Source organism: Paenibacillus sp. PL2-23 (genome assembly GCF_040834005.1).
GTDB lineage: Bacteria > Bacillota > Bacilli > Paenibacillales > Paenibacillaceae > Pristimantibacillus.
In genome coordinates this window covers 2,360,766-2,385,426 of sequence record NZ_CP162129.1, presented here as the reverse complement: position 1 = coordinate 2,385,426, position 24,661 = coordinate 2,360,766, and the positions used below count along the sequence as shown (strand labels likewise).

The 24,661-nt window shown below is 49.6% G+C and carries 23 protein-coding genes; 10 read left to right on the top strand and 13 right to left on the bottom strand.

What is annotated here, in order from left to right:
* Positions 1-24: 24 nt before the first annotated feature.
* A complete protein-coding gene (locus AB1S56_RS09950; protein WP_367903459.1) occupies positions 25-738 on the top strand; it encodes a FadR/GntR family transcriptional regulator in 714 nt (237 codons plus the stop codon).
* Between the two features lie 126 nt (positions 739-864).
* A complete protein-coding gene (locus AB1S56_RS09945) occupies positions 865-1,236 on the top strand; it encodes a helix-turn-helix domain-containing protein (protein WP_340870658.1) in 372 nt (123 codons plus the stop codon).
* Positions 1,237-1,543: 307 nt separating this feature from the next.
* On the opposite strand, the gene AB1S56_RS09940 is transcribed toward AB1S56_RS09945, so the two are convergent.
* Both AB1S56_RS09940 and AB1S56_RS09935 read right to left on the bottom strand, forming a co-directional pair.
* The gene (locus AB1S56_RS09940) at positions 1,544-2,020 is read right to left on the bottom strand and encodes an Rrf2 family transcriptional regulator (RefSeq protein ID WP_340870657.1); all 477 of its coding nucleotides are present in this window, start codon (positions 2,018-2,020) and stop codon (positions 1,544-1,546) included.
* Between the two features lie 98 nt (positions 2,021-2,118).
* On the bottom strand, positions 2,119-2,745 hold the full coding sequence (locus AB1S56_RS09935; protein WP_340870655.1) for an FMN-dependent NADH-azoreductase: 627 nt from the start codon (positions 2,743-2,745) through the stop codon (positions 2,119-2,121).
* A 363-nt stretch (positions 2,746-3,108) separates the two neighbouring features.
* Between AB1S56_RS09935 and AB1S56_RS09930 the strand changes: the two genes are divergently transcribed.
* From AB1S56_RS09930 to shc, 3 genes are all read left to right on the top strand, one after another.
* Positions 3,109-3,411 (top strand): antibiotic biosynthesis monooxygenase, encoded by a 303-nt coding sequence (locus AB1S56_RS09930; protein ID WP_340870654.1) that lies wholly within the window; start codon positions 3,109-3,111, stop codon positions 3,409-3,411.
* Positions 3,412-3,441: 30 nt separating this feature from the next.
* The gene (locus AB1S56_RS09925; RefSeq protein WP_340870653.1) at positions 3,442-5,067 is read left to right on the top strand and encodes a hypothetical protein; all 1,626 of its coding nucleotides are present in this window, start codon (positions 3,442-3,444) and stop codon (positions 5,065-5,067) included.
* A gap of 82 nt (positions 5,068-5,149) precedes the next feature.
* Positions 5,150-7,045: a squalene--hopene cyclase gene (gene shc / locus AB1S56_RS09920; protein WP_340870652.1), complete on the top strand. Its 1,896-nt coding sequence runs from the start codon at positions 5,150-5,152 to the stop codon at positions 7,043-7,045.
* A 90-nt stretch (positions 7,046-7,135) separates the two neighbouring features.
* On the opposite strand, the gene AB1S56_RS09915 is transcribed toward shc, so the two are convergent.
* Complete coding sequence (locus tag AB1S56_RS09915; protein ID WP_340870651.1) at positions 7,136-7,537, bottom strand: MerR family transcriptional regulator; 402 nt, start codon at positions 7,535-7,537, stop codon at positions 7,136-7,138.
* Positions 7,538-7,717: 180 nt separating this feature from the next.
* Here AB1S56_RS09915 and AB1S56_RS09910 point away from each other — a divergent pair, with 180 nt between their 5' ends.
* The 3 genes from AB1S56_RS09910 (at position 7,718) to AB1S56_RS09900 (ending at position 9,922) form a co-directional block, all read left to right on the top strand.
* On the top strand, positions 7,718-8,638 hold the full coding sequence (locus AB1S56_RS09910) for an aldo/keto reductase (RefSeq protein WP_340870650.1): 921 nt from the start codon (positions 7,718-7,720) through the stop codon (positions 8,636-8,638).
* A gap of 129 nt (positions 8,639-8,767) precedes the next feature.
* Complete coding sequence (locus tag AB1S56_RS09905) at positions 8,768-9,160, top strand: helix-turn-helix domain-containing protein (protein WP_340870649.1); 393 nt, start codon at positions 8,768-8,770, stop codon at positions 9,158-9,160.
* Between the two features lie 99 nt (positions 9,161-9,259).
* Positions 9,260-9,922: an NAD(P)H-dependent oxidoreductase gene (locus AB1S56_RS09900; RefSeq protein ID WP_340870647.1), complete on the top strand. Its 663-nt coding sequence runs from the start codon at positions 9,260-9,262 to the stop codon at positions 9,920-9,922.
* Here the strand turns inward: AB1S56_RS09900 and AB1S56_RS09895 are convergent.
* Complete coding sequence (locus AB1S56_RS09895) at positions 9,907-10,917, bottom strand: AraC family transcriptional regulator (RefSeq protein ID WP_340870645.1); 1,011 nt, start codon at positions 10,915-10,917, stop codon at positions 9,907-9,909. The genes AB1S56_RS09900 and AB1S56_RS09895 overlap by 16 nt on opposite strands.
* Positions 10,918-11,038: 121 nt before the next feature.
* Between AB1S56_RS09895 and AB1S56_RS09890 the strand changes: the two genes are divergently transcribed.
* Together AB1S56_RS09890 and AB1S56_RS09885 are read left to right on the top strand one after the other, a co-directional pair.
* Positions 11,039-11,620, top strand: a complete 582-nt coding sequence (locus AB1S56_RS09890) for an NAD(P)H-dependent oxidoreductase (protein ID WP_340870643.1) — start codon at positions 11,039-11,041, stop codon at positions 11,618-11,620.
* Between the two features lie 120 nt (positions 11,621-11,740).
* On the top strand, positions 11,741-12,718 hold the full coding sequence (locus AB1S56_RS09885; protein WP_340870641.1) for a glycoside hydrolase family 43 protein: 978 nt from the start codon (positions 11,741-11,743) through the stop codon (positions 12,716-12,718).
* 79 nt (positions 12,719-12,797) lie between these two features.
* Here AB1S56_RS09885 and AB1S56_RS09880 read toward each other — a convergent pair whose 3' ends face one another.
* The 9 genes from AB1S56_RS09880 to AB1S56_RS09840 form a co-directional block, all read right to left on the bottom strand.
* Positions 12,798-13,850, bottom strand: a complete 1,053-nt coding sequence (locus tag AB1S56_RS09880; RefSeq protein ID WP_340870640.1) for an NAD(P)-dependent alcohol dehydrogenase — start codon at positions 13,848-13,850, stop codon at positions 12,798-12,800.
* A 21-nt stretch (positions 13,851-13,871) separates the two neighbouring features.
* On the bottom strand, positions 13,872-14,783 hold the full coding sequence (locus AB1S56_RS09875; protein ID WP_340870639.1) for a nucleoside hydrolase: 912 nt from the start codon (positions 14,781-14,783) through the stop codon (positions 13,872-13,874).
* A 62-nt stretch (positions 14,784-14,845) separates the two neighbouring features.
* Complete coding sequence (locus AB1S56_RS09870) at positions 14,846-15,727, bottom strand: carbohydrate ABC transporter permease (protein WP_340870638.1); 882 nt, start codon at positions 15,725-15,727, stop codon at positions 14,846-14,848.
* 11 nt (positions 15,728-15,738) lie between these two features.
* A complete protein-coding gene (locus AB1S56_RS09865) occupies positions 15,739-16,644 on the bottom strand; it encodes an ABC transporter permease subunit (RefSeq protein WP_340870637.1) in 906 nt (301 codons plus the stop codon).
* A 77-nt stretch (positions 16,645-16,721) separates the two neighbouring features.
* A complete protein-coding gene (locus AB1S56_RS09860) occupies positions 16,722-18,368 on the bottom strand; it encodes an extracellular solute-binding protein (protein WP_340870635.1) in 1,647 nt (548 codons plus the stop codon).
* A 96-nt stretch (positions 18,369-18,464) separates the two neighbouring features.
* Positions 18,465-19,943, bottom strand: coding sequence for an ABC transporter substrate-binding protein (locus AB1S56_RS09855; protein ID WP_340870634.1), 1,479 nt, complete (start codon positions 19,941-19,943; stop codon positions 18,465-18,467).
* Entirely contained in the window at positions 19,944-21,554 is a 1,611-nt protein-coding gene (locus tag AB1S56_RS09850; RefSeq protein WP_340870633.1) for a helix-turn-helix domain-containing protein, read from the bottom strand.
* Positions 21,555-21,556: 2 nt separating this feature from the next.
* The gene (locus tag AB1S56_RS09845) at positions 21,557-23,299 is read right to left on the bottom strand and encodes a sensor histidine kinase (RefSeq protein ID WP_367903458.1); all 1,743 of its coding nucleotides are present in this window, start codon (positions 23,297-23,299) and stop codon (positions 21,557-21,559) included.
* A 190-nt stretch (positions 23,300-23,489) separates the two neighbouring features.
* Positions 23,490-24,572: a Gfo/Idh/MocA family oxidoreductase gene (locus tag AB1S56_RS09840; protein WP_340870631.1), complete on the bottom strand. Its 1,083-nt coding sequence runs from the start codon at positions 24,570-24,572 to the stop codon at positions 23,490-23,492.
* Positions 24,573-24,661: the final 89 nt, after the last annotated feature.

Sequence of the window (24,661 nt, the reverse complement as noted above, 5' to 3'; positions counted from 1 at the left end):
GTATAGAGGAAGGCGATGAATCCCATGAGGATCGAGACGGAGAAGGGGCATGAAATCGTAGGCCGTATTATATTGGAGAAAATAGCGGAAGGCGTCTGGCCGCCAGGCTCCAGGCTTCCATCTGTCGTGGACCTGTCCACCCAGTTCGGCGTCGGCCGTTCGACTATCCGGGAAGCCTTGAGCGCCCTCAAAGCGACGGGCTGGCTGGATATCCGGCACGGAGGCGGCACATTTGTGAAGAAGGAGCTGCCCTCAGATTCTGATCCTGCTGGCGGAGTGCCTCTTTTCCAAAGGGCGCAGTCCATATTGGAGCTTCTGGAGGTCCGGCACATATTGGAGGCGGGAACCGTCGCTTATGCGGCGGAACGGCGAACGGAGGAGGACCTGCAGCAATTATCGGACATCCTGAACAGCATGGAGCTGGCGCTTCGCGACCAGGATACCGCAGCGGGTGAACGCGCAGACGCAGCTTTCCATGCGGCTATTGCCCAAGCATCGCGCAATTCCTTGCTCAGCCAGCTGATGGATTCGCTGTCCCAGCGCTTTAGTGAAACGATTGGACAAACCCGGGAGCTGTGGTTCTACCGTGAGCAAGCAACGGCGGAAAGACTGCTGGAGGAGCACCGCTCTATCTACCAAGCCATCGCGGAGGGCAGTCCGGCTGAAGCAGTAAGGCGTATCCGGGAGCATCTTGCCAAGGTGGAGTCCGTGCTCCGGGAAGAGCATCCCTCCAGTTAACGCAAACAAGCCTCACGGCATAATCCGACAGGCGAATAGGTTGCGTATAGCACTATATGATCAAGCTTGGTATAATAATAGGCATATTGTCACAATAACGGGACCCTTGATCGGGAGGAAATGACTATGCAACGTTATGGCAAGGTGATTGCCGAGCTCCGCAAGAAGAGGGGCATGAACCAGGAGACGCTTGCCGGACTGCTCGGTATTACGCGCGCGTCGCTATCCCATTACGAAACGAACCGCAGGGAGCCGGATTATGAATTGCTCAGCCGGATCGCTGATTTTTTCCATGTCTCGCTGGACTATCTGATGGGCAGAAGCATGAATCCGACAGCCTCGGTGAACCCTCACGTGTCTGAATTTTTGAGCCGTGTGGAGCTTGCCGACGAATCCGTCACGGAGCGCTTCGAGCTCACCATCGACGGACGTACGCTGACGAACGAGGAAACCAGGAGATTTATTGATTTTATAAGAGCGGAACGCGCTTTAGGCTAGCCTCTTCCCCGCTTTCGCTGGGCTGTTCATTCAGAAATGGGACAGCCTCGGGCTCTATGCCAAGCTGCTCCAGCACTTCATAGACATCAATAACAATTCGTTGATTCTCGCGCAAGGGGCAACACCCTTTCCTGGCCGGAATGCTGAACGAATTCATTATACTAAGCCGTACATACGCTGTAAACGAGCCTTTTTTGTCAGAATATACGAGGTTTCGTCGATACGGGGCGAATAGCACGTATTACGCATCTGGACCCACCCTTGAGATGACAAAAAACCGGGGCTAGCCCCGGTTTTGTCATTGTCATTAAGTTGTTGACTTCGCACCATGCTGGAAATAGGGAATTCTGCACATCACTTCCTGCAGGGTGAATTGATTCAAATATTGAATCGTATGCCTCTCCGCTTCGTGCAAAATATTCTCCAGCTCCCGATCCAGTTGAATGCCCGCTTCCCCGCACTCGCTCTGCCCCGTCCCGCAAGGGTCCTCCTCGCAGCATTCCCTCTTGCCCGGATGGACAGCCTCATAAATCTCGCCCAGCGTCAAGCTGTCGGCAGGCTTCTTCAGGAAGTAGCCGCCCTCTCGCCCACCCCGGGATTCTACGATTCCCGCAGCCGCCAGCGATTGAAGAACTCTTCGCAAAAACGTGGCGTGCGAATCCACTTGGCCCGCAATGACGGCGCTTGACAACACGCAGTTCTTCTGGGCAAGTCTCGCAACGGCGTGCATCGCGATCTTGAAATGCGGCGGTCCGAAGTCAATCCCCTTATCCGCTACACTCATTTTCGTTCTCCTCCTTGGTCGGCGGCTCCCGCAGTCTCCCTTCATTATATGGTGTTCTACCAGCCTTGGCAATCTACTGGAATATCATCTAGTGAAACTTAGAATGCTTGGCCAGCCTCATAAGCTTTCTGCAGACCTTCGCCAATAATGGCTTCCTTGCGGTCCTGGAATTGGTTATGCCCTTCGATGACAATCGTTTCTGTCTGATGAACGCCGATAAAACCAAGCATTGTAGCGACATACTTCAGCGACATCTCGATTTGCTGAGCCGGGCCTTCGCTGTACACGCCGCCTCTTGCGTTCAGCAGCGCCACTTTTTTGTCGCTTACAAGTCCAACAGGACCTTGCTCCGAATATTTGAACGTTTTGCCAGCTTGCGTAATGTAGAAGAAATACGTAAGCAGCTGCGCAGGAATTGTGAAGTTCCAGAGCGGGAACGCGAATACAACCTTGTCCGCCGCCAAGAATTGCTCCAGGTAACGGTTCGCGACAGCCGCAAGCTCCTGCTCCTCAGCCGTTGCTTCCATGCCTTTCGCTTCCTTGAATAAGCCAGTCATCATGGCGTTATCATAATAAGGGAGCTTCTCCCCGAACAGGTCCAGCTCCGTAATGTTTGCTTCAGGATTAGCTTCCTTGAAGCCCTTCAGAAAGGAATCGTACATTTGTGCGCTGACTGCCATTTCGATTGGACGATCGTTCGCTTTGATGAATAAAACATTGCTCATGAAAACATTCTCTCCCTTTTAATATGTGCTTGGATCTAGCACAATTTTTATTATTTTTATCGGCTGCATTCCCATTCGCCCTCCGCCATTGAAATGCAACCGGCATAGGCACATTATAAACCCTTCTAACTCAATGTGCAATACTAACTTTTATAAAGTTTATTTCGTTACGCTCGTTATGGCGCCGACGCAATAAACCGCCGCGAAGGTATTCCCTATCACGACGGTTTTTTGTTGTGTGCACATAACATCCCCATGTCTTCACACTTTATTTTCTTTGAATAATGGAGCGTCTTGCCTAAATTGTGGTAAGCTCGGCTTATATCGTTTTTAAAGAACGTCTACATGAGAGGATGAATGATTGTGAGCAAATATTCCATGACAGGCAAATTAATTGCGCAGCCCGGCAAACGCGAGGAGCTCGCACATATCTTATTGCAAGCCGCTCAAGGCTTGGAGGACAATGAGGACTGCCAATTGTATCTCGTCAACCTGGACGAAAATAATCCCGATGCGATCTGGGTCATGGAGCTATGGACCAGTGCCGAAGCTCATGCGCAATCGCTAAAAAATCCGTCTACAGTCGCGCTCATTCAGGGAGCCCGACCGCTCATTGCCGGAATTGAGCCTATCAAGCTCCGTCCAGTCGGTGGGAAAGGCTATTAAGAGGGACATACATGAGAGAGGATGATTTCATTGGCTGCCACAGGTAACGCAGAACGTAAGGAACAAGTTATTCGCCATATTGCGAGCCGAGCGCTCGCCGCTCCGCTGCTGCCCAGCGGACTATGGTACCATGGCGATATTCGCGATAATTTCTATGATGCATCTTATCTATTTGCAGCCGCGCAAAGCAAGCTGCTGTCCGGGCAGGAGGCCGAACGGGCGAGCGAGCTTGCAGCAAGCGTATTGGAGAAGGTGCTTTCCTTGCAGGACATGGATCCGACAAGCGCCACTTACGGACATTTCCCGCTTAAGCTCGGAGAAGAGCTCCATCTGGCCAAGCCACACCCTCTGCCCGTGGAGCTGATGGGACCGCTCATGGCTTTATTCCTGCAGCAGTTCGGCGAACATATGCCAAGCTCCTTGCGGAACTCGTTCGATAATGCGGTCTGGCACATGTACAAGTCCCAATATTATGTTACGCCACTTGAGCGATTCGGTCATCATGTAGCGAAGCATACGGCAGGCGCGCTCATCTACGCGGTCATATATAACGACGATAGCCTGCTTCGGGCAAGCCATGAGCGAATCCGGGCTACTCTAAGCCAAGTCCGGACATACGGCATGACGGAATATGGCTCTCTCCCATGGTTCTGGCATTGGGTACAGGCTTTCGCCGCTGCATGGGAGCTGGCAACCGACGAAGCGGTTCGCAAGGATTTATCGGAATTGCTGGAATGGCTGTGGGAGGAACGCGCCTCCTATTATTTGCATGGTGCATGGGTTGGCCCTCACTGTCGCTCCTGGCCGCATGACGCACCTGCCGATCGCAACTTGGCAATGGATTATGTGCAATTCGGCGATATCCCGATGCCGGATCAATGGCCGAGAGTGGAATATGCAGGCTTGCTTGCTTATGATATTTCTGATGCGGTCCGCAGTCGCGTGTTCAATAGAACATACCCGATTGAGCATAAACGTACTTACCCTTTGTCCGCTGAACAACCACAGAGCAGGCTGCACAGCTATACCTACATGACGGAACAATTCGCTCTCGGCGGCATGAAGGAACGGCGGCTGGAGTTCGACAACGAGCAGCGGCGATGGGATTTTTCTTTTCCTATACGAGAAGACTCTGTTAATCAAGCGTATTTCTATTCCCCTGCGGGCGCCCACGACGCACGGCATAGCGGCGATTGTGAAGAAATTGCGATCCATCGCGGGTGTGTAATTGCCATATACCGGCCGCATCCACAAGGGAGCGACATTGCAGGAATTCTTCCTCTCCCCGACTCCGGCACCGAGTGGACGCTGGAGGGTACATCGCTCTATGGCAAGGTCAATGACACGTACATAGCCATACATGCGTTGCATCATCTCCGAATCGAACGGGGAACGGATCGATATGATGTGCGTTCAGAAGGCTCCGAGGGCAACGTTATCGTGATGGAAGCCGTGACAGTAGCGGAAGCCTCGCTGCACCATATCGATTCATTAGGGGCATTTATTGCTTCCAGCCGTAACAGACAGCCCTTGTTCTCCGATGCTAAGCTTGGAGGTCGTTACAGCTTGTTTAACGGCGACATGCTTGAGCTCCAGCTGGAAGACGACAATACACCGGCTGCTAAGGTCAACGGGGAACCGATGTGGCAGTTTTAAGCTCTTTCTTACCTCCCTCGCCACATTTCCACCTCAACGCACTCATACAATGGTAAAAACGCCGGCGGGAGGTGCAGGTGAATTGAATGAGACGAAAAGGCGGGTCGATCGCGAGCTCGGAATGCTGGCAGATGATTTGCTCGGCAGGCAAGAGGAGGACGGCACTTGGCGATTTTGCTTCGAGAACGGCACTATCATTGACGCGTATGTCATCCTGCTGTATCGCTGCCTGGAGCGGGACGACAACGAAGCGTTAATCCAGCAGCTGCACGATCGGATTCTATCGCAGCAAGAGCCGGACGGCTGCTGGCGTTGGTTTCGGGACGAAGCCGATGGCAGCCTGTCTGCCACTATTGAGGCTTATTACGCCCTGTTGAGCTCTGGCTACAGCCGGCCGGAGGATGCTGCAATGAGACGGGCCAAGGCTTTTATACTGACCAAAGGCGGTGCGGATCAAGCGGACAGCATCCTGACCAAAGCTATTCTGTCCGCAACCGGGCAACAGGATTGGCCGCTCTCCCTCACCTCCATCCCGCTGGAAATTATGCTCATTCCAGATTCGATGCCGCTGAACCTCTTCTCCTTCTCCGGATACGCGCGTGTGCATCTTGTGCCCATGCTAGTTATGGCGTCCCGGACGTTTGCGATTCGACCGGACCGGCTTCCTGACCTGTCGGACCTCTTCCCGTCACGCGAAGCGACCGAGCCGTCCAGCCATACAGGCAACGCTTCGCTCGCAGCGTTTGGCGAAGGCTTGGCCCGGCTTATCGGCAGCCCCCGTTCTCTGCAAGATGCCGCCGCAGACAAGGCGGAACAATTTATGCTTCAGCGGCTGGAATCGGACGGCTCTCTATACAGCTATGCTACCAGCACAGTGCTCCTTGTATTCGCTCTCCTTGCCCTTGGCTATGAGCGCAGCCATCCCCTTATCCATAAAGCTTGCGAAGCACTCGCGGCCATGCGCTGCAAAACCTGTACAACGATTCAAAATTCTCCTGCCGACATTTGGGATACGGCCTTGATGGCCTATGCGCTGCAGCAAGCCGGCGTGCCGCGTCATCATCCCGTCATCGTGAAAGCCGCTAATTATTTGCTTGGCAAGCAGCATACTCGCAAGGGAGATTGGAGCAGGAACAACCCCAACGCCGCTCCAGGCGGCTGGGGCTTCTCCGAGACGAATACGATCAACCCGGATGTTGACGATACGACAGCCGCGCTTCGCGCCATCCGACCATTCTCATCCATGGACGAACCCTTCCAGGACGCATGGAACAGAGGACTTTCCTGGACGTTATCGATGCAGAACAAGGACGGCGGCTGGCCAGCCTTCGAGAGAAATATCGACAATAAGCTGCTGACGATGCTTGCCATTGATGGGGCCAAGGCTGCGGCAATCGACCCTTCCGTGCCGGACTTGACGGGCAGAACACTTGAATTTCTAGGCCGATTCGCCCGTCTGCGCGGCGATCACCGCATCATGCGCCGCGGCGCCGACTGGCTGCTCCGCAATCAACGGGAGGACGGCTCCTGGTACGGGCGATGGGGAATCTGTTATGTGTATGGAACTTGGGCAGCGTTAACAGGCCTGACTGCAGCCGGCCTTAGCTCCGAGCATGATGCCGTGCGAAAAGGCTGCGAGTGGCTGCTCCACATTCAGAACGAGGATGGCGGCTGGGGCGAATCCTGCAGCAGCGATTCCAGTGGGAGCTACGTACCGCTTGGTGCCAGCACGCCGTCGCACACCGCATGGGCTCTTGAAGCGCTGATCGCGGCGTCCCCTTCCGCCACTTCCGAGATCGAACGAGGCATGCTCCGACTATGCGATATGCTGCATGAGGACAATTGGACGTCCCGTTACCCTACGGGTGCGGGTCTGCCTGGCACCTTCTACATCCATTATCACAGCTACCGCTACATATGGCCCTTGATTGCGCTCTCGCGGTTCAAGAATCGATTCGGAGGTGCTGTCCCGGAGTAGCACTATCGATTGGCACTCCATCTACGCCTCTTAAAATTGCTTGCTACAATGAAAAACATCGACCCCCTGGGATCGATGTTTTTCATTGTGTTATTCGTCCTTGCCTGCTGCGACCGCCGCCTCCGAAGAAAATTTCTCCCGGTACATTCGCGGCAAATGCTGAATTTTATAATTAATCGTGTTCAAGCTGTCCTGCAGCGACTTCAGCTGCGCCTCGACGTTCTCCCTGTGGCGGATCAAAATTTGCAGCCCTTTCTCCAGCACCGCGTCGTGATCCATGCAATGCCGGATCAGTATTCGAATATCCTTGATCGGCATGCCCGTCTGCTTCAGGCAGCAGATGAGATCGATCCAATCAATGTCCTGCTCCTGGAACACTCTTGCTCCGTTCATTCGATCGACGAACGGCAGCAGCCCCTCTTTGTCGTAATATCGGATCGTATGTATGGTAAGCCCTGTTCTTTGGGCAACCTGTGAGATGGTAAAGCTCATATGATGTCCCTCTCCCGTTCGTGTCGTCGTTCGGTGCTTTGAGATTACTAGAGGGAAACTTTTTTGTCAATGTCAAGCGTTAGCGGCCCCCCAGAAAACTTTGCAAAAAGGTTGTTGACCTCGAGTTCACTCTATACCTTATCTTATAAATGAAGATCAATCGAGAGGAGCAATATTGGAATGAAATACATAAACATTGCGGGCACTGATCTGAAAGCATCCAATATTATTATGGGCTGCATGCGTATTAAACAACTGTCGCTGCCGGAGGCAGAGGCGCTGATTCGCACAGCTATGGAGGAGAACGTGAACTTCTTCGACCATGCCGACATCTACGGCGGCGGCGAATGCGAAGAGCATTTCGCTCAAGCAATCGGCATGAACCCCTCCATTCGTGATGGGATGATTCTGCAGAGCAAATGCGGGATTCGCAGCGGCTACTTCGACTTCTCCAAGGAGCATATTCTAGCATCAACGGATGGCATTCTGAAACGGCTGAATACCGACTACCTCGATATCCTGCTGCTGCACCGTCCGGACTCGCTTGTTGAACCGGAGGAGGTTGCCGAAGCGTTCGATCAGCTGCAAGCAAGCGGCAAGGTTCGCCATTTCGGCGTATCCAACCATACTCCGCTTCAGATCGAGCTGCTCAAAAAATATGTCAAGCAGCCGCTTGTCGTCAATCAGCTGCAGCTTAGCGTGACTCACACGCCGATGATCGACTCCGGCATCGCGCTTAATATGGACCATGCCCAATCTGTGAACCGGGACAGCGGCATACTGGATTATTCCCGACTGCACGATATGACGGTTCAAGCCTGGTCTCCGTTCCAGAAGGGCTTCTTCAACGGTCCGTTCCTAGGCGATCTGGAGACGTATCCGGAGCTGAACAAGCTGATGGACGAGCTCGCCGCCAAATACGAGGTGACGACCACGGCGATAGCCGTTGCCTGGATTACACGCCATCCTGCGAACATTCAAGTCATAACCGGCACAACCAACGTTACCCGACTCAAGGATTCCTGCCAAGGCTCCGACATTCCGCTCACGCGTGAAGAGTGGTATGCCATGTACAAGGCCGGGGGCAAGATCGTTCCATAAGCTGGATAAAAAAGCCGTTTGCGTCCATGATGCGAACGGCTTTCTCTATGTTCCACTGCCAATGGTTGCTCCTGCTCGACATAATCCTTACAATAAGTAATCATGCAAGCAAGAAAGAGGTGTGCCGTTATGCGCAACCGGAAAGCTGGATATGGACCCCTTCATCAAACGGGAGGCGGGTGTCCGGTAGAATATACACTCGACGTGATCGGCGGAAAGTGGAAAGGCATTATTTTATACCATCTGATTGACGGGACCAAACGATTCAACGAATTTCGTAATATTTGCCCCACTATCACTCAGCGTATGCTCACATTACAGCTGAGAGAGCTGGAGGAGGACGGGGTTATTCATCGCGAAGTGTTCCAGGAGATCCCTCCGAGAGTGGAATATTCGTTAACGGAATTCGGCCGTACGCTTGAGCCCATTATTCTGATGATGCGGGACTGGGGCAATGCTCACAGGAACAGGAACAGGACCTGCGAGTCAGCCACTTCAGATCTTGAGCAAAGCTCCCATTAGTATCATTCTTGATACTACGGCACATCATTGTGCGTACTTACATCCCGTGAGCCTATCTCCTATAATAAGGGCTAATAAGATTAAAGGAGTGGATGCTACATGTTAAAGGAACAAATTCTGGAGGCCTATCGCTTCCGTCATGCAACCAAGGAATTTGACGTTGACCGTAAAGTTTCGAGGGCTGACTTCGACTTTATAATGGAAACTGGCCGCTTGTCCCCCAGCTCATTCGGCTTCGAGCCGTGGAAATTTCTAATCGTGCAAAGCTCCGAATTGCGGAGCAAGCTGCTGCCGATCACGTGGGGAGCGCAAAAAACATTGCCAACAGCAAGCCATTTCATGGTGCTGCTGACTCGTACCGCAGACAGCATGCATCCTTCGTCCCAGCATATCCAGACGATGATGAGAGAGGTCCAGCAGCTTCCCGAGGAGGTTATTGGCCAGAAAGGAGAGAGGTATGGCAAGTTTCTCGAACACGACTTCGAGCTGCTTGGCAACGACCGAGCGATGTTCGAATGGGCCAGTCGTCAGACTTATATTGCGCTAGGAAACATGATGACGGCAGCTGCGATGATCGGCATCGATTCCTGCCCGATTGAGGGCTTCGATAAACATCAGGTTGAAGAGCTGCTGCGAAGCGAAGGACTTCTGAAGGGCAATGAGTTTGGCGTTTCCTGCATGGCCGCATTCGGTTACCGGGCACGAGAGCCCCGCGAGAAAACAAGAAGAGCTGTTGAACAGATCGTTCAGTGGGTGGAATAAAGCTCCCGGTATTGTCCCGGCGTCATTCCCGTCCATCTCTTGAAGGCGCTCTGGAATGCGCTCGGCTCCGAGAAGTGAAGCGCGTACGCGATATCGCCAATTGAATATTCTCGTCGCTTCAGATAGCCCATGGCCAGCTCCTTGCGAACGGCTGCCGTCAAGCTGTGGAAGGTTGTGTTCTCCTTCTTCAGCTTGAGCTGGAGTGTCCTCGCGCTGGTGCCAAGCGCCTCAGCGGTCTGCCGCAGCGTGGGGAAATAAGCACCCATATTCGCCTTTATCCATCTCGTCACCTGTGCGGACACACTGTCCGCTGGCGTCAAGCCGTCCATCGTCTCTTGCGCGATCGCCTCGAACGCCGCCAGCAGCTTGGGATCGGCATAAAGGACGGGATAATCGAGCACCTCACGCGCCAGCCTCAGTATATTATCCGGCCCTTGGAATACGGGAACCGTGCCGAAGCAAGACACATACGGAGCCGTATCCGATGGCTTGCCATGTGAGAATTGAATGCCTAGCAGAGGCACAGTCCGATTGCTGATGCGGCAGATCATCCGGTAGACCGAGCTCGCCATATCCTCGACGCAGTGCCGAGACATGCTGCCCGGCTGCTGCAGGACTAACCTTAGCCTCAGCTCATCTCCGGCCAGCTCCCGCTCCAGATTGAAGCCGCTGCACAATATCGTGTTATATCTCTCATAAGCCTGCAGCGCGTCACTTACCTTCCCGGAATGCATCATGACGTAACCGAGGATGCCCATATCGGCGAAATCCGTAATCTGGCCCTGTTGCAGACCAAAATGCTCATCACCCGTATAAGCTGCCGCCTCCTTCATTAATCGCTCCAGCTCTTCTCCCGGAATTCGCGCCTCCACATCCTTCAGCACACGGGCATCGAAGCCTGCATGCTCGAAGAACTTGGAGGGCTCAACCCTTCTGTGTGTTAATGATTTCAACAGGGGGTACACCATCGAGACCGCTACGCCTTGATCCGCCAAGCCTGGTCCCTCCTTTGCGTCATTTCACACCTTTGTTGCGCATCCCATCATTTTTTATTTCAAGGTATCCCTATATGCTAGTTGCAGCTGCTCATTACTATCATATAGGAGGAACACCCTCATGACTATGAAAATTCTCATCATCAACGGACATCCCGACCCGCTAAGCTATTGTGCGGCTCTGACTGACGCATATAGCAAGGGAGCGGCTGAGAGGGGAGCGGAGGTACAGACCATCCACCTCAGCCGCATCACCTTCAACCCGAACCTGCAGTTCGGCTTCCGCCAAAGAACGGAGCTTGAGGAGGACTTGCTGGAGGCGCAGAGGCTGATCCAATGGGCCGAGCATCTTGTGTTTGTATATCCTACCTGGTGGGGCTCCATGCCGGCTGTGCTCAAGGGCTTCATCGACCGCATCTTCCTGCCGGGCTTCGCCTTCAAGTACCGGGAGAGCTCCAGCTTATGGGATAAGCTCCTGAAGGGCAGAACAGCGCATCTCATTGTCACGATGGATACGCCCTCGTGGTACAACCGATTCATTTATCGGCAGGCAGGGCACAATGTGATGAAGCGGAATATACTGAGTTTTTGCGGGATTCGTCCCGTTCGGGTAACGGAGATTGGACCGGTCAAAACATCCACCCCCGAGAAGCGTGCAAAGTGGCTGGAGCGCATCCGGCAATTAGGCTCCCGGCTTGCCTGAAGAAAAACCTATAGATTTTATAATAAAAGCAATACTTTCTAAGGTGGCTGGAGCGATGAAAATTTATTAAAATTAAACGGATACCTATGCCTGTTCAGAAACGGAGAAGGAGATTACGACATGCCGAAGCAGAATGAACCGTTAGTGACTCATATTTATACCGCTGACCCGTCCGCTCATGTGTTCGAAGGCAAAATTTATGTTTACCCTTCCCATGACCTGGATCATGAGAAGCAGTCCAATGACAACGGGGATCAATATGATATGGAGGACTATCATGTCCTATCCATGGATAACCCGGACGCGCCCTGCGTCGATCATGGACAAGCGCTTCACATCAAGGACGTGCCGTGGGCCAAGCAACAAATGTGGGCTCCGGACGCCGCTTTCAAAAACAATACGTATTATTTATTTTTCCCGGCGCGGGATCACGACAACATATTCCGCATCGGCGTTGCCACAAGTGCATCGCCTGCCGGTCCATTCACTCCTGAGCCAAGCTATATCCCGGGAAGCTTCAGCATTGATCCCGCCGTATTCATTGATTCAGATAATCGAGCTTATATGTATTTCGGCGGATTATGGGGAGGCCAGCTCGAGAAATGGCAGACTGGCAGCTTCGTGCCAGAGGCAGAGGGACCAGCCGCCGACGCGCCTGCGCTTGGACCAATTGTCGCCGAGTTAAGCGAGGATATGCTCACCTTCAAGACTGCTCCTCAAGAAATCTCAATTGTCGATGAGAATGGGCAGCCCCTTCTTGCCGGTGATGAGGAGCGCAGATATTTCGAAGGGCCGTGGATGCACACTTACAATGGACGGTATTATTTGTCCTACTCGACAGGCTCTACGCACAAGCTCGTGTATGCGGTGAGCGAAAGCCCTACAGGACCCTTCACCTTCAAAGGCACAATCCTGACGCCGGTGATCGGATGGACCACCCACCACTCCATTGTTGAGTTTGACGGCAAGTGGTATCTGTTCTACCACGACAGCTCCTTATCCGGTGGAGCAGACAACAAACGTTCTGTCAAATTCACGGAGCTGAAATATAACGAAGACGGCACCATCGTGACGATCCATCCTTACGACAAAGCATAAGAGAGAACATGCTGTACACGCTAACCAAAAGCCCGGCATCGCGAAGTCGCAGGACTTCCTGAATGCCGGGCTTTCTGTTTTATAAAGACAAGCTTGGATATATCATCACTTTGATGCTCGTATCCTTCTGTGTTCGCGCCGTCTCCACTGCTTCCCTAATATCTGCCAAGGCGTAACGATGAGTAATGATTTTCTCAATGTCAACAGTGGACCGTTGAAGGGCGTGAATCGCTGCAGGATACGTATTGGCATATCGAAAAATACCAAAAGCATCGATCTCAGCATCTATAAATGCACCCATGTCCATCGGGACCGCATCCATGGCTGGAAGACCAACAAAGACAATACGTCCTCCGCGGCGAACTAGCTTAATCGTGTCAGCCATAGCGCGTGCATTGCCTGAAGTTTCAACAACAAGCGTAATGCCTCCTCCATCTGTCAATTCATTTAAACGTTGTGCCACATTTTCTGAAGAGGGATCGAGTGCCGCCGTAAAGCCCATTTCGAGAGCTAGCTTGCGCCTATACGGCACAACATCGGTTCCGTAAATTTCAGATATGCCGAACAGCTTCGCCGCCTGGCCAGCCAGCAAGCCAATTGGCCCAAGTCCTGTCACAAGCAATCGATCAAACGGCTTGGCCCCTCCTCTCTGCATGGCGTGAAAGCCTACGGACAGCGGCTCCAGCATCGCTCCAGTCTCGAAGCTCATGCCCTGAGGAAGCTTGAACAGCAGATCGCTCGACACCGTAATATATTCCGCCCAAGCGCCATTCACGGGTGGGGTGGCCAAAAACACAACCTCTTCACATAAGTTATAACGCCCTGTCTTGCAATATTCGCAGCATCCGCACGTTGCACCTGGCTCTACCGCTACACGGTCGCCAACCAATATATTTTTTACATGTTTGCCTACTGCAACAACCTCACCAGACACCTCATGACCCAGCACAATTGGCTCCCGAACTATATAACGTCCAATTCTGCCATGCTCATAATAATGAACATCTGATCCGCAAACCCCAATACAATATACTTTGATAAGCGCCTCGTGATCCTTCGGCACCGGGATGTCTATCTGCTTAATCCCGATGCTCATGGGCTCGTCGAGAATTGCCGCATACATCTTCCCCATATTCAGCACTTCCATTCGTTATTATAGTCCAGCGTACAATGCCAGCTTGGCAAACATGTCTTCAAGTGTATATCTCGGATCGACATTTTGATAAACCCGAATATAGCGTTCCGTCTGAGCATGTACATATAACATATCCTCCGTAATGCGCGGCGCCGGCTTCATCTCATATTCGAAACGATGGTCGTCCAGAAGCAGGCTGACAGTAGGTGAATCGCCAAGCGACCAGCTTTCGCCTTTTGGCCAGTCGTTGTTGGGCATAACTTGCGCTGCCCAATCATTAAACGCTATTAACTGGTCGAAGAGATACCGCCCGATCTCTCCACATGGCCTCACCTTAAGAGCTAGCTCGGCAAGCGTGACTTTCACATTCGAATACACATTTATCGGAACCTGCCACACATCGATTCCAGATTGAAATAGTACATTTGCGGCATGAATATCGTTGCGAAGATTAAATTCCCAGCCGCCATTTGGCCACTGCCCCCCGCCAATCCAGATCGCAGTCAATCGCCCGGCAATAGCAGGCTCCATCAAGAAAGCAGCAGCCAAGTCCGTAATTGGACCAAGGAAAACGACATATAAAGGAGTTGGATCGTCAGATAGCGCTTCACGTATGATCAGCTCAGCACCTTCGGAAATCTGTGGGGTGAACTCATCTACCAATGCCTCTGTTGCTCCCTTAAAAACGGGAACCTGTTCTTCCATATCCATAATGGAAAGCACCTTCTGAATTTCATCGTAGCTTTCCTGCATGGAATTGTTTGTACGATCCTTGCCAAAGTGTGCGGCGATAAGACCTTTAATCAAAAAACGGGGAGTTAGCAGGGCATGAACAATTGCGAATTGATCGTCTGCCTCATTTTTGGCATCGGTGTTCATAATAAGTCGAATTTTTTTATTCTGAGGTACATCGAATGGTAATCTATTCATCTTATCACACTCCTATTAGGTCACCTTATTCGGCTTGTTATCCATTTCGCCATTCCCAATGATTAACCTTTTACACCGCCCACTTTAATACCAGCCACAAAGTACTTCTGCAGGAATGGATAGACCATCAAGATCGGAATAGCTCCAACAATCAATTGGGATGCTTTAATGGAACGATCGTTCAACTTAGCCATCATCATCGCATCCGTCGTACTCATCGTCATAGAGTTGAAATTAATTATAATGGACTGCAGATAGGTTTGTAGCGGATAGTTATCCACCTTCATATAGATGAGTCCATCAAACCAGTTATTCCAGTGGAAGACGATAGAGAACATCGCTATTGTGGCGACAGCAGGCAAGGAAACGGGAATATAAATCTGGAACAAAATACGCCAATGTCCAGCACCATCGATATAAGCCGCGTCCTCCATTTCCTCCGGCACCTCGCGGAAGAAGTTAAGCATTAGTACAATGTTGAATACCATCACCGCAGAAGGCAGCACGAGCGCCCAAATGGTATTCATCAAATGCAGTTCCTTAACAAGCAAATAATTGGGAATCAAGCCGCCGCTAAACAGCATCGTGAAGAAAAAAATCCAGACGTACTTCGTGCGCTTGCGGAATCTTTCATTTGACTTGGAGAGCGGATAAGCAGTCAGCACAACCAATATGAGATTAATCACAAGTCCAATTAGCACTCTCATCACGGTCATTAAGAAGGAAGCCCAGAACGCATCTTTGCCGATAACATATTTATAGGGCTCCAGTGTGAAATTAACCGGCAAGAAGCCGACCAGCCCGCCTTGAATAGCTGCCGTGTTGCTGAACGAAATCGCCAGCAAATGAATGAATGGAACCAGACACATTAATGCCGCTGCAGACAGAATACCATAATTTATTACATTGAATACGCTTCGCCCCGTCGTATTATTCAACCCCACAGTAAGACCTCCTAGAACACGCGATATTTAAATAGCCGATATGCCGTATAATAGGCAGCAGAGATCAGGATCAATGATACAGCCGATTTCAGCAGGCCGACAGCAGCCGAAGCACTGTATTGCGATTGCAGTAATCCCATTCGGTACACCATCGTGTCAATAACGTCGCCTGATTCATATACCTGCGGACTATATAGATTAAAGATTTGATCAAAGCCTGCATCAAGAACAGAGCCTAAATTGAGTACCATCAGCAAGACGATGATAGGACGCATGCCAGGCAGCGTAATATGCCACACTTGTCTCCAGCGATTAGCGCCATCCACGGCTGAGGCTTCGTACAAGGAAGGATCTATGCTTGTGATAGCCGCCAAATATACAATCGTATAGAAACCAAAGTTTTTCCATATATCTGTCATCACAATGGTGTAAGGAAACCACTTGTTCTCTCCGAGGAAATAGATAGGCTCGAGTCCTACGGCGGAAATCAACTTGTTGACTAGCCCATAGGAAGGTGACAAGATATCAATTAATATCCCGCTAAGAATGACCCATGATAAGAAATAAGGGAAATAAATGATCGTTTGTGTCACACGTTTAAAAATCATACGACGCACTTCATTCAAAAGCAGAGCAAAGGTGATCGGAACGACCATACCTGCTATGATTTTCATAATTGCGATAAAAAGTGTATTCCATACAACTCGCCAAATATTGGGCATGGAAAACACATATTCAAAATTAGCAAATCCAACCCACTTCTGATCGCCGAATAGACCTTTGACTGGGTTAAACTGCTGGAAAGCAATGATGATTCCCGACATGGGAATATAGGAAAAGATAATAACGAATATTAGACCAGGCATTAACATCAGATGAAGCGGAACTTCTCTTCGATTACTCCTATTCTTGAACATCACAATCCCGCCTTTTGCCCTTCGTATACTAGGCGGTACCGCTGGTCAAAACCACCGGTACCGCGATATGAACACGATTATTTAATTCCTTTAATCTCATTAATTTCATCCATAATGCTCTGTCCGCCTAGCTTCTTCCAATCCTCTACAAACTTGTCGAAGCCGCTATCCACATCTACTTGACCAAGTACAAACTTGGTTAAGCCCGTTTCCATAAATTCATGCATCGTGCTTGTAGCTGTAAGCTGTGTCGGTGTTGGCGCACCCTGATATTCATCCCAGATCACTGCGTCAGGGTAAGAGCTTGCAACAAAATCAAATGGCGTATCCTTTGGTCCAAACATCATTTCCATTGTCCATGCGCCATTTTGCATAGACTCATAGAAGTTTTTACCAATACCCTTTAATTGATCTGTTGTTCCATTAGCCAAAGCTACCTTAATATCCGCATGAGCTTCCAAGTCAAGCGTAGGCTTAAGCACTCGAACCGGCGACATCATCCATACGCCTCCTACGCTGCCCTCTGACCACCATTTGCTCATCTCCGCATCATCGCCAAATAGCGTCTCTACGTATAAATTCAACATTTCAATCATTTTCTCTGGATGCTCGAAGCCTTCCCGTACAACCCAAGCTCCATCTGCAGCATTCTTCATTGCAATTTTTACAGGCTGACCATTCCCTGAAGGTAAGGGCACAGTAATCCACTTGGCATTTGGATCATTTTTGATGGAGCCCTCCGCCATAAAGGCATACCAATGTGTGCCATAGAACATTCCAGCTTTGTTGGAAGTAATCATATCACCCATTTTGGACCAGTCCTTGCTGCCAAACTCTGGATCGACAAGCCCCTCCTTAAACATCTTAGCCAGCCATTTCAGCGGCTCTTTCATTTCAGGTTGAATGGTGCCATTGGTAACCTTACCATCGGCGCCCTTCAGCCAAAATTCAGGAAACGCACCATATGCCCAGAAGACGCCGGACATGCCTAGGTTGTTATAGAAGCCTTGGTTCATGGCCAAGCCGATTGTATCCTTTTGCCCATTGCCATCCGGATCATCATTGGCAAACGCTTTTGCAATTTCATAAACATCATCCATCGTTTTTGGACGCTGGAGATTCAGCTTTTTTAGCCAGTCCTCTCGAATCCATAAATGGTTGTAGCCATTGGTGGACGGCATTTTGACCGGAATGCCATACCGCTTCCCATCGAATGTTACCGAATCGAAGATGCTTGAGCCTTCACCTTCAATAATGCTTTTCAGAAGCGGGGAGGCGAATTGGTCATACAATGGACCAATATCTTGAACGGCCCCGCCTTCCGCCAGCTGCTTCAGATCGGCCAAATTGTTTTCAGGGACATTATAAATATCAGGAAGATCATTTGATGCGATGGCAAGCTTCAATTTATCGGAATATTGACCTGTTGCACCAGACAGTGTGTATTTTGTCTCGATACCAAGCTCTTCCTTGAACAGCTTGGTCCAACGATTATTATCCATCGTTTCGCCTGTCATCTTCTCCAGCTCGATGTAATCATTGCCTTGCGGATTGTTCATGGTGCCAAATTTAATTTCCAGTGGATTTTCGGCCGAAAAGCTGCTGACTTCACCTTTGCTGCTGTTCACTGATGAATTCGAATTGGAGCCTTCGTTCCCGTTGGAACACGCCGTGAGCATCATGCTGAGAATGACCAGAACCAAACCTAATTTCTTCGTTAACATGCTGTACCCTCCTTTTTTTATCTTGCTTATTCAGCATACAGAATCATCCGGAGAGTAACTAACAGTTCACCGACCTATTCCTATCGGTTTGCAGACCTACCTTTGTAAAGTCGACCATTCATCCAGCTGATTTTGTTTTTCGTTCACGAGCCTCTCTATACCCGCTTGCTGAAGCTGATCAAGCATTTCCTCCAAATAAATCTCCGGATCCAATACGCCTGACTCCAGCCCCAGCCTGTATTGCTTCGCTATCCCTTCCACTGCCGCAATTTCAGTCTGAACCGGCTTGGCATAAAAGTTAAAGCCATATGCATAGGAACGCTTTGCCGTTATACCGAAGGTGTGCAGCCTCTCCCACAGGTTTGAAGGCTCGTCCTCTAAGCTGTAGGCGAGCTGCGGATTCCCAAAGATTCGTCCTGTTATCATAACGGGCATCCATTGGGATTGCTGCTCCCCAATAGGGATGTCTATTGCTGAGTCCGACTGTATCGAATAGTGCTGTCCTTCAATTCCCCAAGTTAATAGATTAACAATATCTGAGTCAGCGTAAAGCAGATTCAACAGCTGCATGGCCTTATCCGTATGACGAGACGACAGTGGAATTCCCCACATCACAGCCCCTGTTGAGGATGTTGTCGAATAAGCTTCAGTAAGCGGAATCGCAAGCATGGCCCTTCCAGCGGCACGAGATTCCTGAGCTTCTATACCGGGATGCAGAACTGACAAATAAGCGAAGGCTTCTCCGGATCGGATAAGCTCATAAGCGCTGTCATTGTTCGTTGCAGACTCTTGATGCACTAACCCGGAGACATACCACTCCCTAATAAGCCGAATCTGTTGCTCATATTGCTCTGTTGCGAAAGCATTCACTACTTTCCCATCATTATCGTAATCTGGAAGGATCGCAAAGCCATCGCCCAGAGGGTCATAAGGAGCAAACTCCTCCAAGATGGAGCTGCCTGCCTTTTTGGGCACAAGTGGAACAATCTCCGGCTCTAGCTCGTGAATACGCTTCAAGACAGCTTCAACATCCTCTAAGCTTTGAACAGAGCTGACATCAACTTTATACTTATTGACCAAATCCTCCCGCAGCAGGATGCCATATTGAACGGCTGTTTCACGTACCACAGGAACCGCATATATAGCATTCCACACCTTTCCTGCATCACGCTGCTCGGCACTTAATTGTTTCCTTATATCTTTTCCATACTTATCCAATAGACCCTGAAGAGGGAGCAGCCGCTTCTCGGCTACATGAGTATAATAGCTGGGATGTCTGACAACGACCAGATCAAGCGCCTCTCCTCCCGTCAGCATCAGCTTAATACGCTGCTCCCATGATCCTTCATTAACGGGCAGGAAGTGAACTGAGACCTGAAGTTTACTTCTCACAATTTGATTAACCCTGCGCTGAATATCTTCCCACTCCGAGGATACAGCGCCATGAACAGGGAACGCCACGGTTAATTCAACCTCATTGGAGTTGGCCATTTGCTGCTGCTTGCCCCCGAACAGCTTCCAGCTGAGAATAGAAAGCAGAAGGATAACTAGAAGCACCTTTATTTTCCACCGCATTTATATCCCATCCTTGATACGCTGTCCAAGACGATTCTTATACTCTAACGGCGACAAGCCGATATGCTGCTTGAATATGTTGGCAAAATGCGAGAAGTTGCAGTAGCCCACCGCCCCCGCAACATCCCGAACCTTCCATTCGGTTCCGTCCAGAAGGGATTGGGCCAGCTTAAGCCGCTCCTGCAAAATATAATCGAAGATTGACATTCCCTCCTCCTTACGGAACAGTCTAGTCAAATAATCTGGATGCAAATAAACCTGATGAGCGATTTCGTCACGCTTCAAATCCTGATTAATATTGGCCCGGATATAATTTTTGACGACATCAATAACGGAAAGAGATTTTGAGGCAACCATAGAATCCACGGCAATGTGCACGGTATAACGGAACATGTCGGATAAATCCGTTACAGAGCGGGTTGCATAGGCAAATACCTCGATAGACCTCTTATCCTTAAATAGCTCACTAGCTTGGATACCCTTATTCTTAAGAACGGAATACACCATTTGGAGAAAATCATGTTTAATTTGAATCAGACGATCCGCATCTATATCCCCCAAGCGGACCAAATTGGACAGGTATTCGTTAGCGGATATGAGCAGCCTCTCACTTTCTCCATTGATGAGCAAGGTTTCCCAGATTTTATGGTTCGGAGCATCAGACATTTTTAAAGGCAGCTGACTGTCTGCATACAGAAACACACGATTGTCGTAAGCCACATTGTTCCGGTCCCGAATAAGCAATGTCTGCATCTCATCCGCCAATTCATGGACTTTGATCAATTTGCCCAAATAGCAGCGAAGGTCACAATAAAAATAACGATGGCAAAAATTAACATAAGCTTCACTGGCATCAACCACTGATTCTGCGGACACCTGAGATTTATCGTTGCCTTTTATAAGCACAAGAAGGTAATCATCGCTATACACGACAACCTCGCCAGCTTGACCGCCGCTTAAAAACTGCTCCTTGGCGGCATTGACAAGTGCATATTCCAGTAGCTTGGTCTCGCTTTCACTAATTTCTTTGCGAAACCGTTTCACCGCAATCATAACCGGTAAATAATGTTGATTCTCCGAATAATCCACTTGCCGATCCTGTGCCGCTTCGCGAATGGCATTCGGATTGGAGGGAATGGTTCGATACGCGATATCCACCCAAAAACGATCGACCATTCGATTGCGATTGCGCTTCCAGCATTCCGCCATTCGCGAATGCTCCGCGAGCTCGCGCTTCCTGATAATCCGGTCCATTGCTTTCTCTATGATCACCTCTAGCTCCGGATAAACAACCGGCTTTAGCATGTATTCGAAGCTTCCGAGCTTAACAGCTTGTCTCGCAAAGCCAAAATCCGCATGACAGGTCAGCAGAATTGATTCTGTATCCGGGGAATACTCCTTGACCCACGACAACAATTCCAGCCCCGAACCCCCTGGCATTTCGATGTCGCTTAGCATGAGCTCAATATTATTCTGAATAAACAGCGCTTTAGCCTGCTGTATATTGTAAGCCTTGTGTACGGCGGCTACTCCTAGCTTTGCCCAGTCCACTGCGGACACTATCGCTTCAACGGTAATCATCTCATCATCTACAATCAGGATTTGAGCCATGCTCAGCACTCCCTCTCAGTTGGTATAAACGGTATCCGGATACGGATGCATGCACCAGAAGGGTTAAGGTTCTCGAAGGTAATAGCAGCTTGCTCGCCATATAGCAACCGAATACGTTCCTTAACATTCCAAATGCCAATGTGGTCGCCCTCCGCATCCACGATTCGCCTGCCCTCACGTATCCCCTCAAGGATATGTCCCGGGTAGCCGCTGCCGTCATCCTGGATTGTAATTTCTAATCCCGATACGGAGTCCAGCTCTGACTGGCGTATGATTAAATGCAAGCTTAAGCCTCTCTCATGATTAAAGGCGTGTTTGACTGCGTTCTCCACAAAGGTATGAATGAGCATGGGAGGCAGATTCGCGTCCTTAACACTCTCATCAATGTCGGTGGTATAGTGAATGCGATCCTGGTATCGAAATTGCTGAATAACCAAAAAATGATCGATATGGCGCAGCTCGTCCCCTAACGCAATGAAGGTATCATTGCTTCGAAAGCTGGAACGGAAGTACCTTACCAGTGACATAGTCAGCTTCTGAATCTGCTCCACATTACGTAAATAAGCAAGAGAGTGCACCATATTTAAGCAATTAATAAAGAAGTGAGGATTAATTTGCAGCTGAAGACGTTCAAGCTCAACTCGCTGCTTCTCAAGCCGCTCCTCGTACACATGAATCCGAAGCGTCTGAATTTCATCCATCATGAGATTAAAGGTTTGTACAAAAAGCTGTAATTCATCAGGAGCTCGCTTCATTTCAATCCGGGTTTGCAAATAGCCTTGACGAATTCGCTTCATCCCCATTAATACAGTGTTAAGAGGCACAAAAACTGTATTTCGAAGCACTACTAATCCCGCAGGCAGCAAGAGCAGTGCCAACAGCGAAATGCCGATTACAAATTGAAGGATGCCTGGCAGGTCAGCCAGCAGCTTATCGTCAGGAATAAGCATAGCCAAAGCATAATTTCCACTCTGCGAATGCTCACCGACCACCAGATGCTTTGAGCGGTTACCGGAAAGCATTATATTTTGAACCTGACGATCGAGCTTAATCTTGTCACTCCCCAGCTCTGCAAATCGATTCATAGGCTCACCGTGCTGTGTCAAAAAGACTGTTAAACCCTGATGATCATGACCGATGGCGTCTATTGTGCTCCACAAGCCATCCACCTCCGTCCAAGCCCCTACATAGAGGCCTCCTGACTGAATGATTCGGAATAGGTAAAATCGGTCGCCAACTTTCTGCACAAACCATTCATTTGGCCGCAGCTTATATTCCTTTACTTCAAAATGAATAAATTCTCGTATAAAACCTCGAATTTGCTCCTTCTGTGGATAGGTGGTCCGGGGCTGCCCTCTTTCATTGTATACATCAAAGTAATCATTCCTTGGAATGGAATAAACGAAGTATGCATCGATCGACTGCTGAATGATGATATCCTCCATTAACTTAGAAGATAATGCAATCTTAGCCATGTTGTAGCTATTATCACCGGTCTGAGAGAAGCCCAGCTGCAGCAGATGGTTGTTATTGGAAATCAAGGCTATCATATAACGTTCAGCGCTCCCTAGACTTTCGTCCATTTGCCTCATATACTGGGCAAGAAGATTCCGGCTGGAGTCAGCGGTTCGATCTCGAACAATTTGAATAGCATATATGTTTAAATAGATAAGCAGCAATATGAGCGGAACGGTTATGATGAGAATGCCTGCTATCAGCTTCATACGCATAGAATTCCAATTCATAGGCCACTCCCTCTCCCTTACCGTGTGATAGTCAAACTTGATGTGATTTCAATCTAGCACCCCTATCAATTTTGGTCAACATTTTAGTTGAAATTCAGTATTAGTTTTTTGTAGTTTAGCTAAACTTCTTAGCTAAGCAAAAAAGCGCAACTCCCCAGTATGGCTTACAGGAAATTACGCTTTATTAGGTTTATTTCATAGCACCAATTATTTGCTGAAACAGCTTTAAATCTTGCTTGTAGTCTTCAGGTGTCGTCTTGGGAGGTATGGCCCCTGTCGCCACGTCATAAAAATGCTCCAGCTCATAGGTATAAGGATCTTTAAAGGTCGGTCTTATCACCGTTTCTTGATAGGCTTCATCTATTGTCTCATGCACCGTCAGGGTAGTAGGCAGATGGCGTATATAAGGCGTATCATATTGCAGCTTTAGCGTCTTTTTTTCGGCAAAAATTTCAATATGCGCATCAAAGCGTCTTTGCTGATCAATTCCAGTTTCAAAGGCGGCATGATAATCGTTAAATTCGAGAGTGGCATGAATAAACTTTCCATCATTCCACTGTGAAGCTGCAATGACATGGTTCGGCACGCCGAGCAGCTCTCTCATCGCGGAGAGATCGTGGCTGCCTAAGCCGCATAACAGTCGATAAGCCTTTTGCAACGCAAGCGGCGATTCCCCGATGGCCTCGGACAGCATCCGCTTCGCTCGTTCTGCTTTGTCGTGGGATAAATCCGCAGGTATGTCGTCAAATCGATGCACCATGCACGCCTGGTCGACCATCAATCGGTTAACTCCAATAATGTCCCGAATTCGGACATAATTGATTTTTTCAAGCTTTTTGACTTCATCAACCGTCCGGAGAAAGGCAGGAGCAAATCGTCTCATATACCCCACCATCACCTGAATACCAGCTTCATCTCTGGCGCGAATGATGGCATCTGCATCGGCAAGCGTTAACGTCATTGGCTTTTCGATCAGTATGTGCTTTTTGTTTTTTGCCGCCGCGATGACACATTCTGCATGATATTCGTCACTATTCAATACAAACACAACGTCAAGGTCTTGCTGAACCGTTAAGGCCTGAGCATCGGTGTATTGGTTATGAACTCGATATCTATCTCCCAACACCTCTAGCAGCCGCGGTGAAACGTCGCATATCGCAGCAATTTCAAATCGATCGGACATGGACTCCAAGATGGGCAAATGAGTAACCTGTGCCACTTCACCTAATCCGATAACGCCAACCTTTAATTTTTCATTCCTTTTCTCCTTCAACTTTTTTCATTTTGTAAAAACGTTTACATTTTGTGCGATAAAACTTGAATGTACTCACCTCCCCATGATATCACGTTCTCTATCCCGCC

Coding starts and splice junctions, on each gene's coding strand:
- AB1S56_RS09950 (WP_367903459.1), top strand. CDS start 25: ATGAGGATCGAGACGGAGAAGGGGCATGAAATCGTAGGCCGTATTATA.
- AB1S56_RS09945 (WP_340870658.1), top strand. CDS start 865: ATGCAACGTTATGGCAAGGTGATTGCCGAGCTCCGCAAGAAGAGGGGC.
- AB1S56_RS09940 (WP_340870657.1), bottom strand. CDS start 2,020: ATGAGTGTAGCGGATAAGGGGATTGACTTCGGACCGCCGCATTTCAAG.
- AB1S56_RS09935 (WP_340870655.1), bottom strand. CDS start 2,745: ATGAGCAATGTTTTATTCATCAAAGCGAACGATCGTCCAATCGAAATG.
- AB1S56_RS09915 (WP_340870651.1), bottom strand. CDS start 7,537: ATGAGCTTTACCATCTCACAGGTTGCCCAAAGAACAGGGCTTACCATA.
- AB1S56_RS09910 (WP_340870650.1), top strand. CDS start 7,718: ATGAAATACATAAACATTGCGGGCACTGATCTGAAAGCATCCAATATT.
- AB1S56_RS09905 (WP_340870649.1), top strand. CDS start 8,768: ATGCGCAACCGGAAAGCTGGATATGGACCCCTTCATCAAACGGGAGGC.
- AB1S56_RS09900 (WP_340870647.1), top strand. CDS start 9,260: ATGTTAAAGGAACAAATTCTGGAGGCCTATCGCTTCCGTCATGCAACC.
- AB1S56_RS09890 (WP_340870643.1), top strand. CDS start 11,039: ATGACTATGAAAATTCTCATCATCAACGGACATCCCGACCCGCTAAGC.
- AB1S56_RS09885 (WP_340870641.1), top strand. CDS start 11,741: ATGCCGAAGCAGAATGAACCGTTAGTGACTCATATTTATACCGCTGAC.
- AB1S56_RS09880 (WP_340870640.1), bottom strand. CDS start 13,850: ATGGGGAAGATGTATGCGGCAATTCTCGACGAGCCCATGAGCATCGGG.
- AB1S56_RS09875 (WP_340870639.1), bottom strand. CDS start 14,783: ATGAATAGATTACCATTCGATGTACCTCAGAATAAAAAAATTCGACTT.
- AB1S56_RS09865 (WP_340870637.1), bottom strand. CDS start 16,644: ATGTTCAAGAATAGGAGTAATCGAAGAGAAGTTCCGCTTCATCTGATG.
- AB1S56_RS09860 (WP_340870635.1), bottom strand. CDS start 18,368: ATGTTAACGAAGAAATTAGGTTTGGTTCTGGTCATTCTCAGCATGATG.
- AB1S56_RS09855 (WP_340870634.1), bottom strand. CDS start 19,943: ATGCGGTGGAAAATAAAGGTGCTTCTAGTTATCCTTCTGCTTTCTATT.
- AB1S56_RS09850 (WP_340870633.1), bottom strand. CDS start 21,554: ATGGCTCAAATCCTGATTGTAGATGATGAGATGATTACCGTTGAAGCG.
- AB1S56_RS09845 (WP_367903458.1), bottom strand. CDS start 23,299: ATGAATTGGAATTCTATGCGTATGAAGCTGATAGCAGGCATTCTCATC.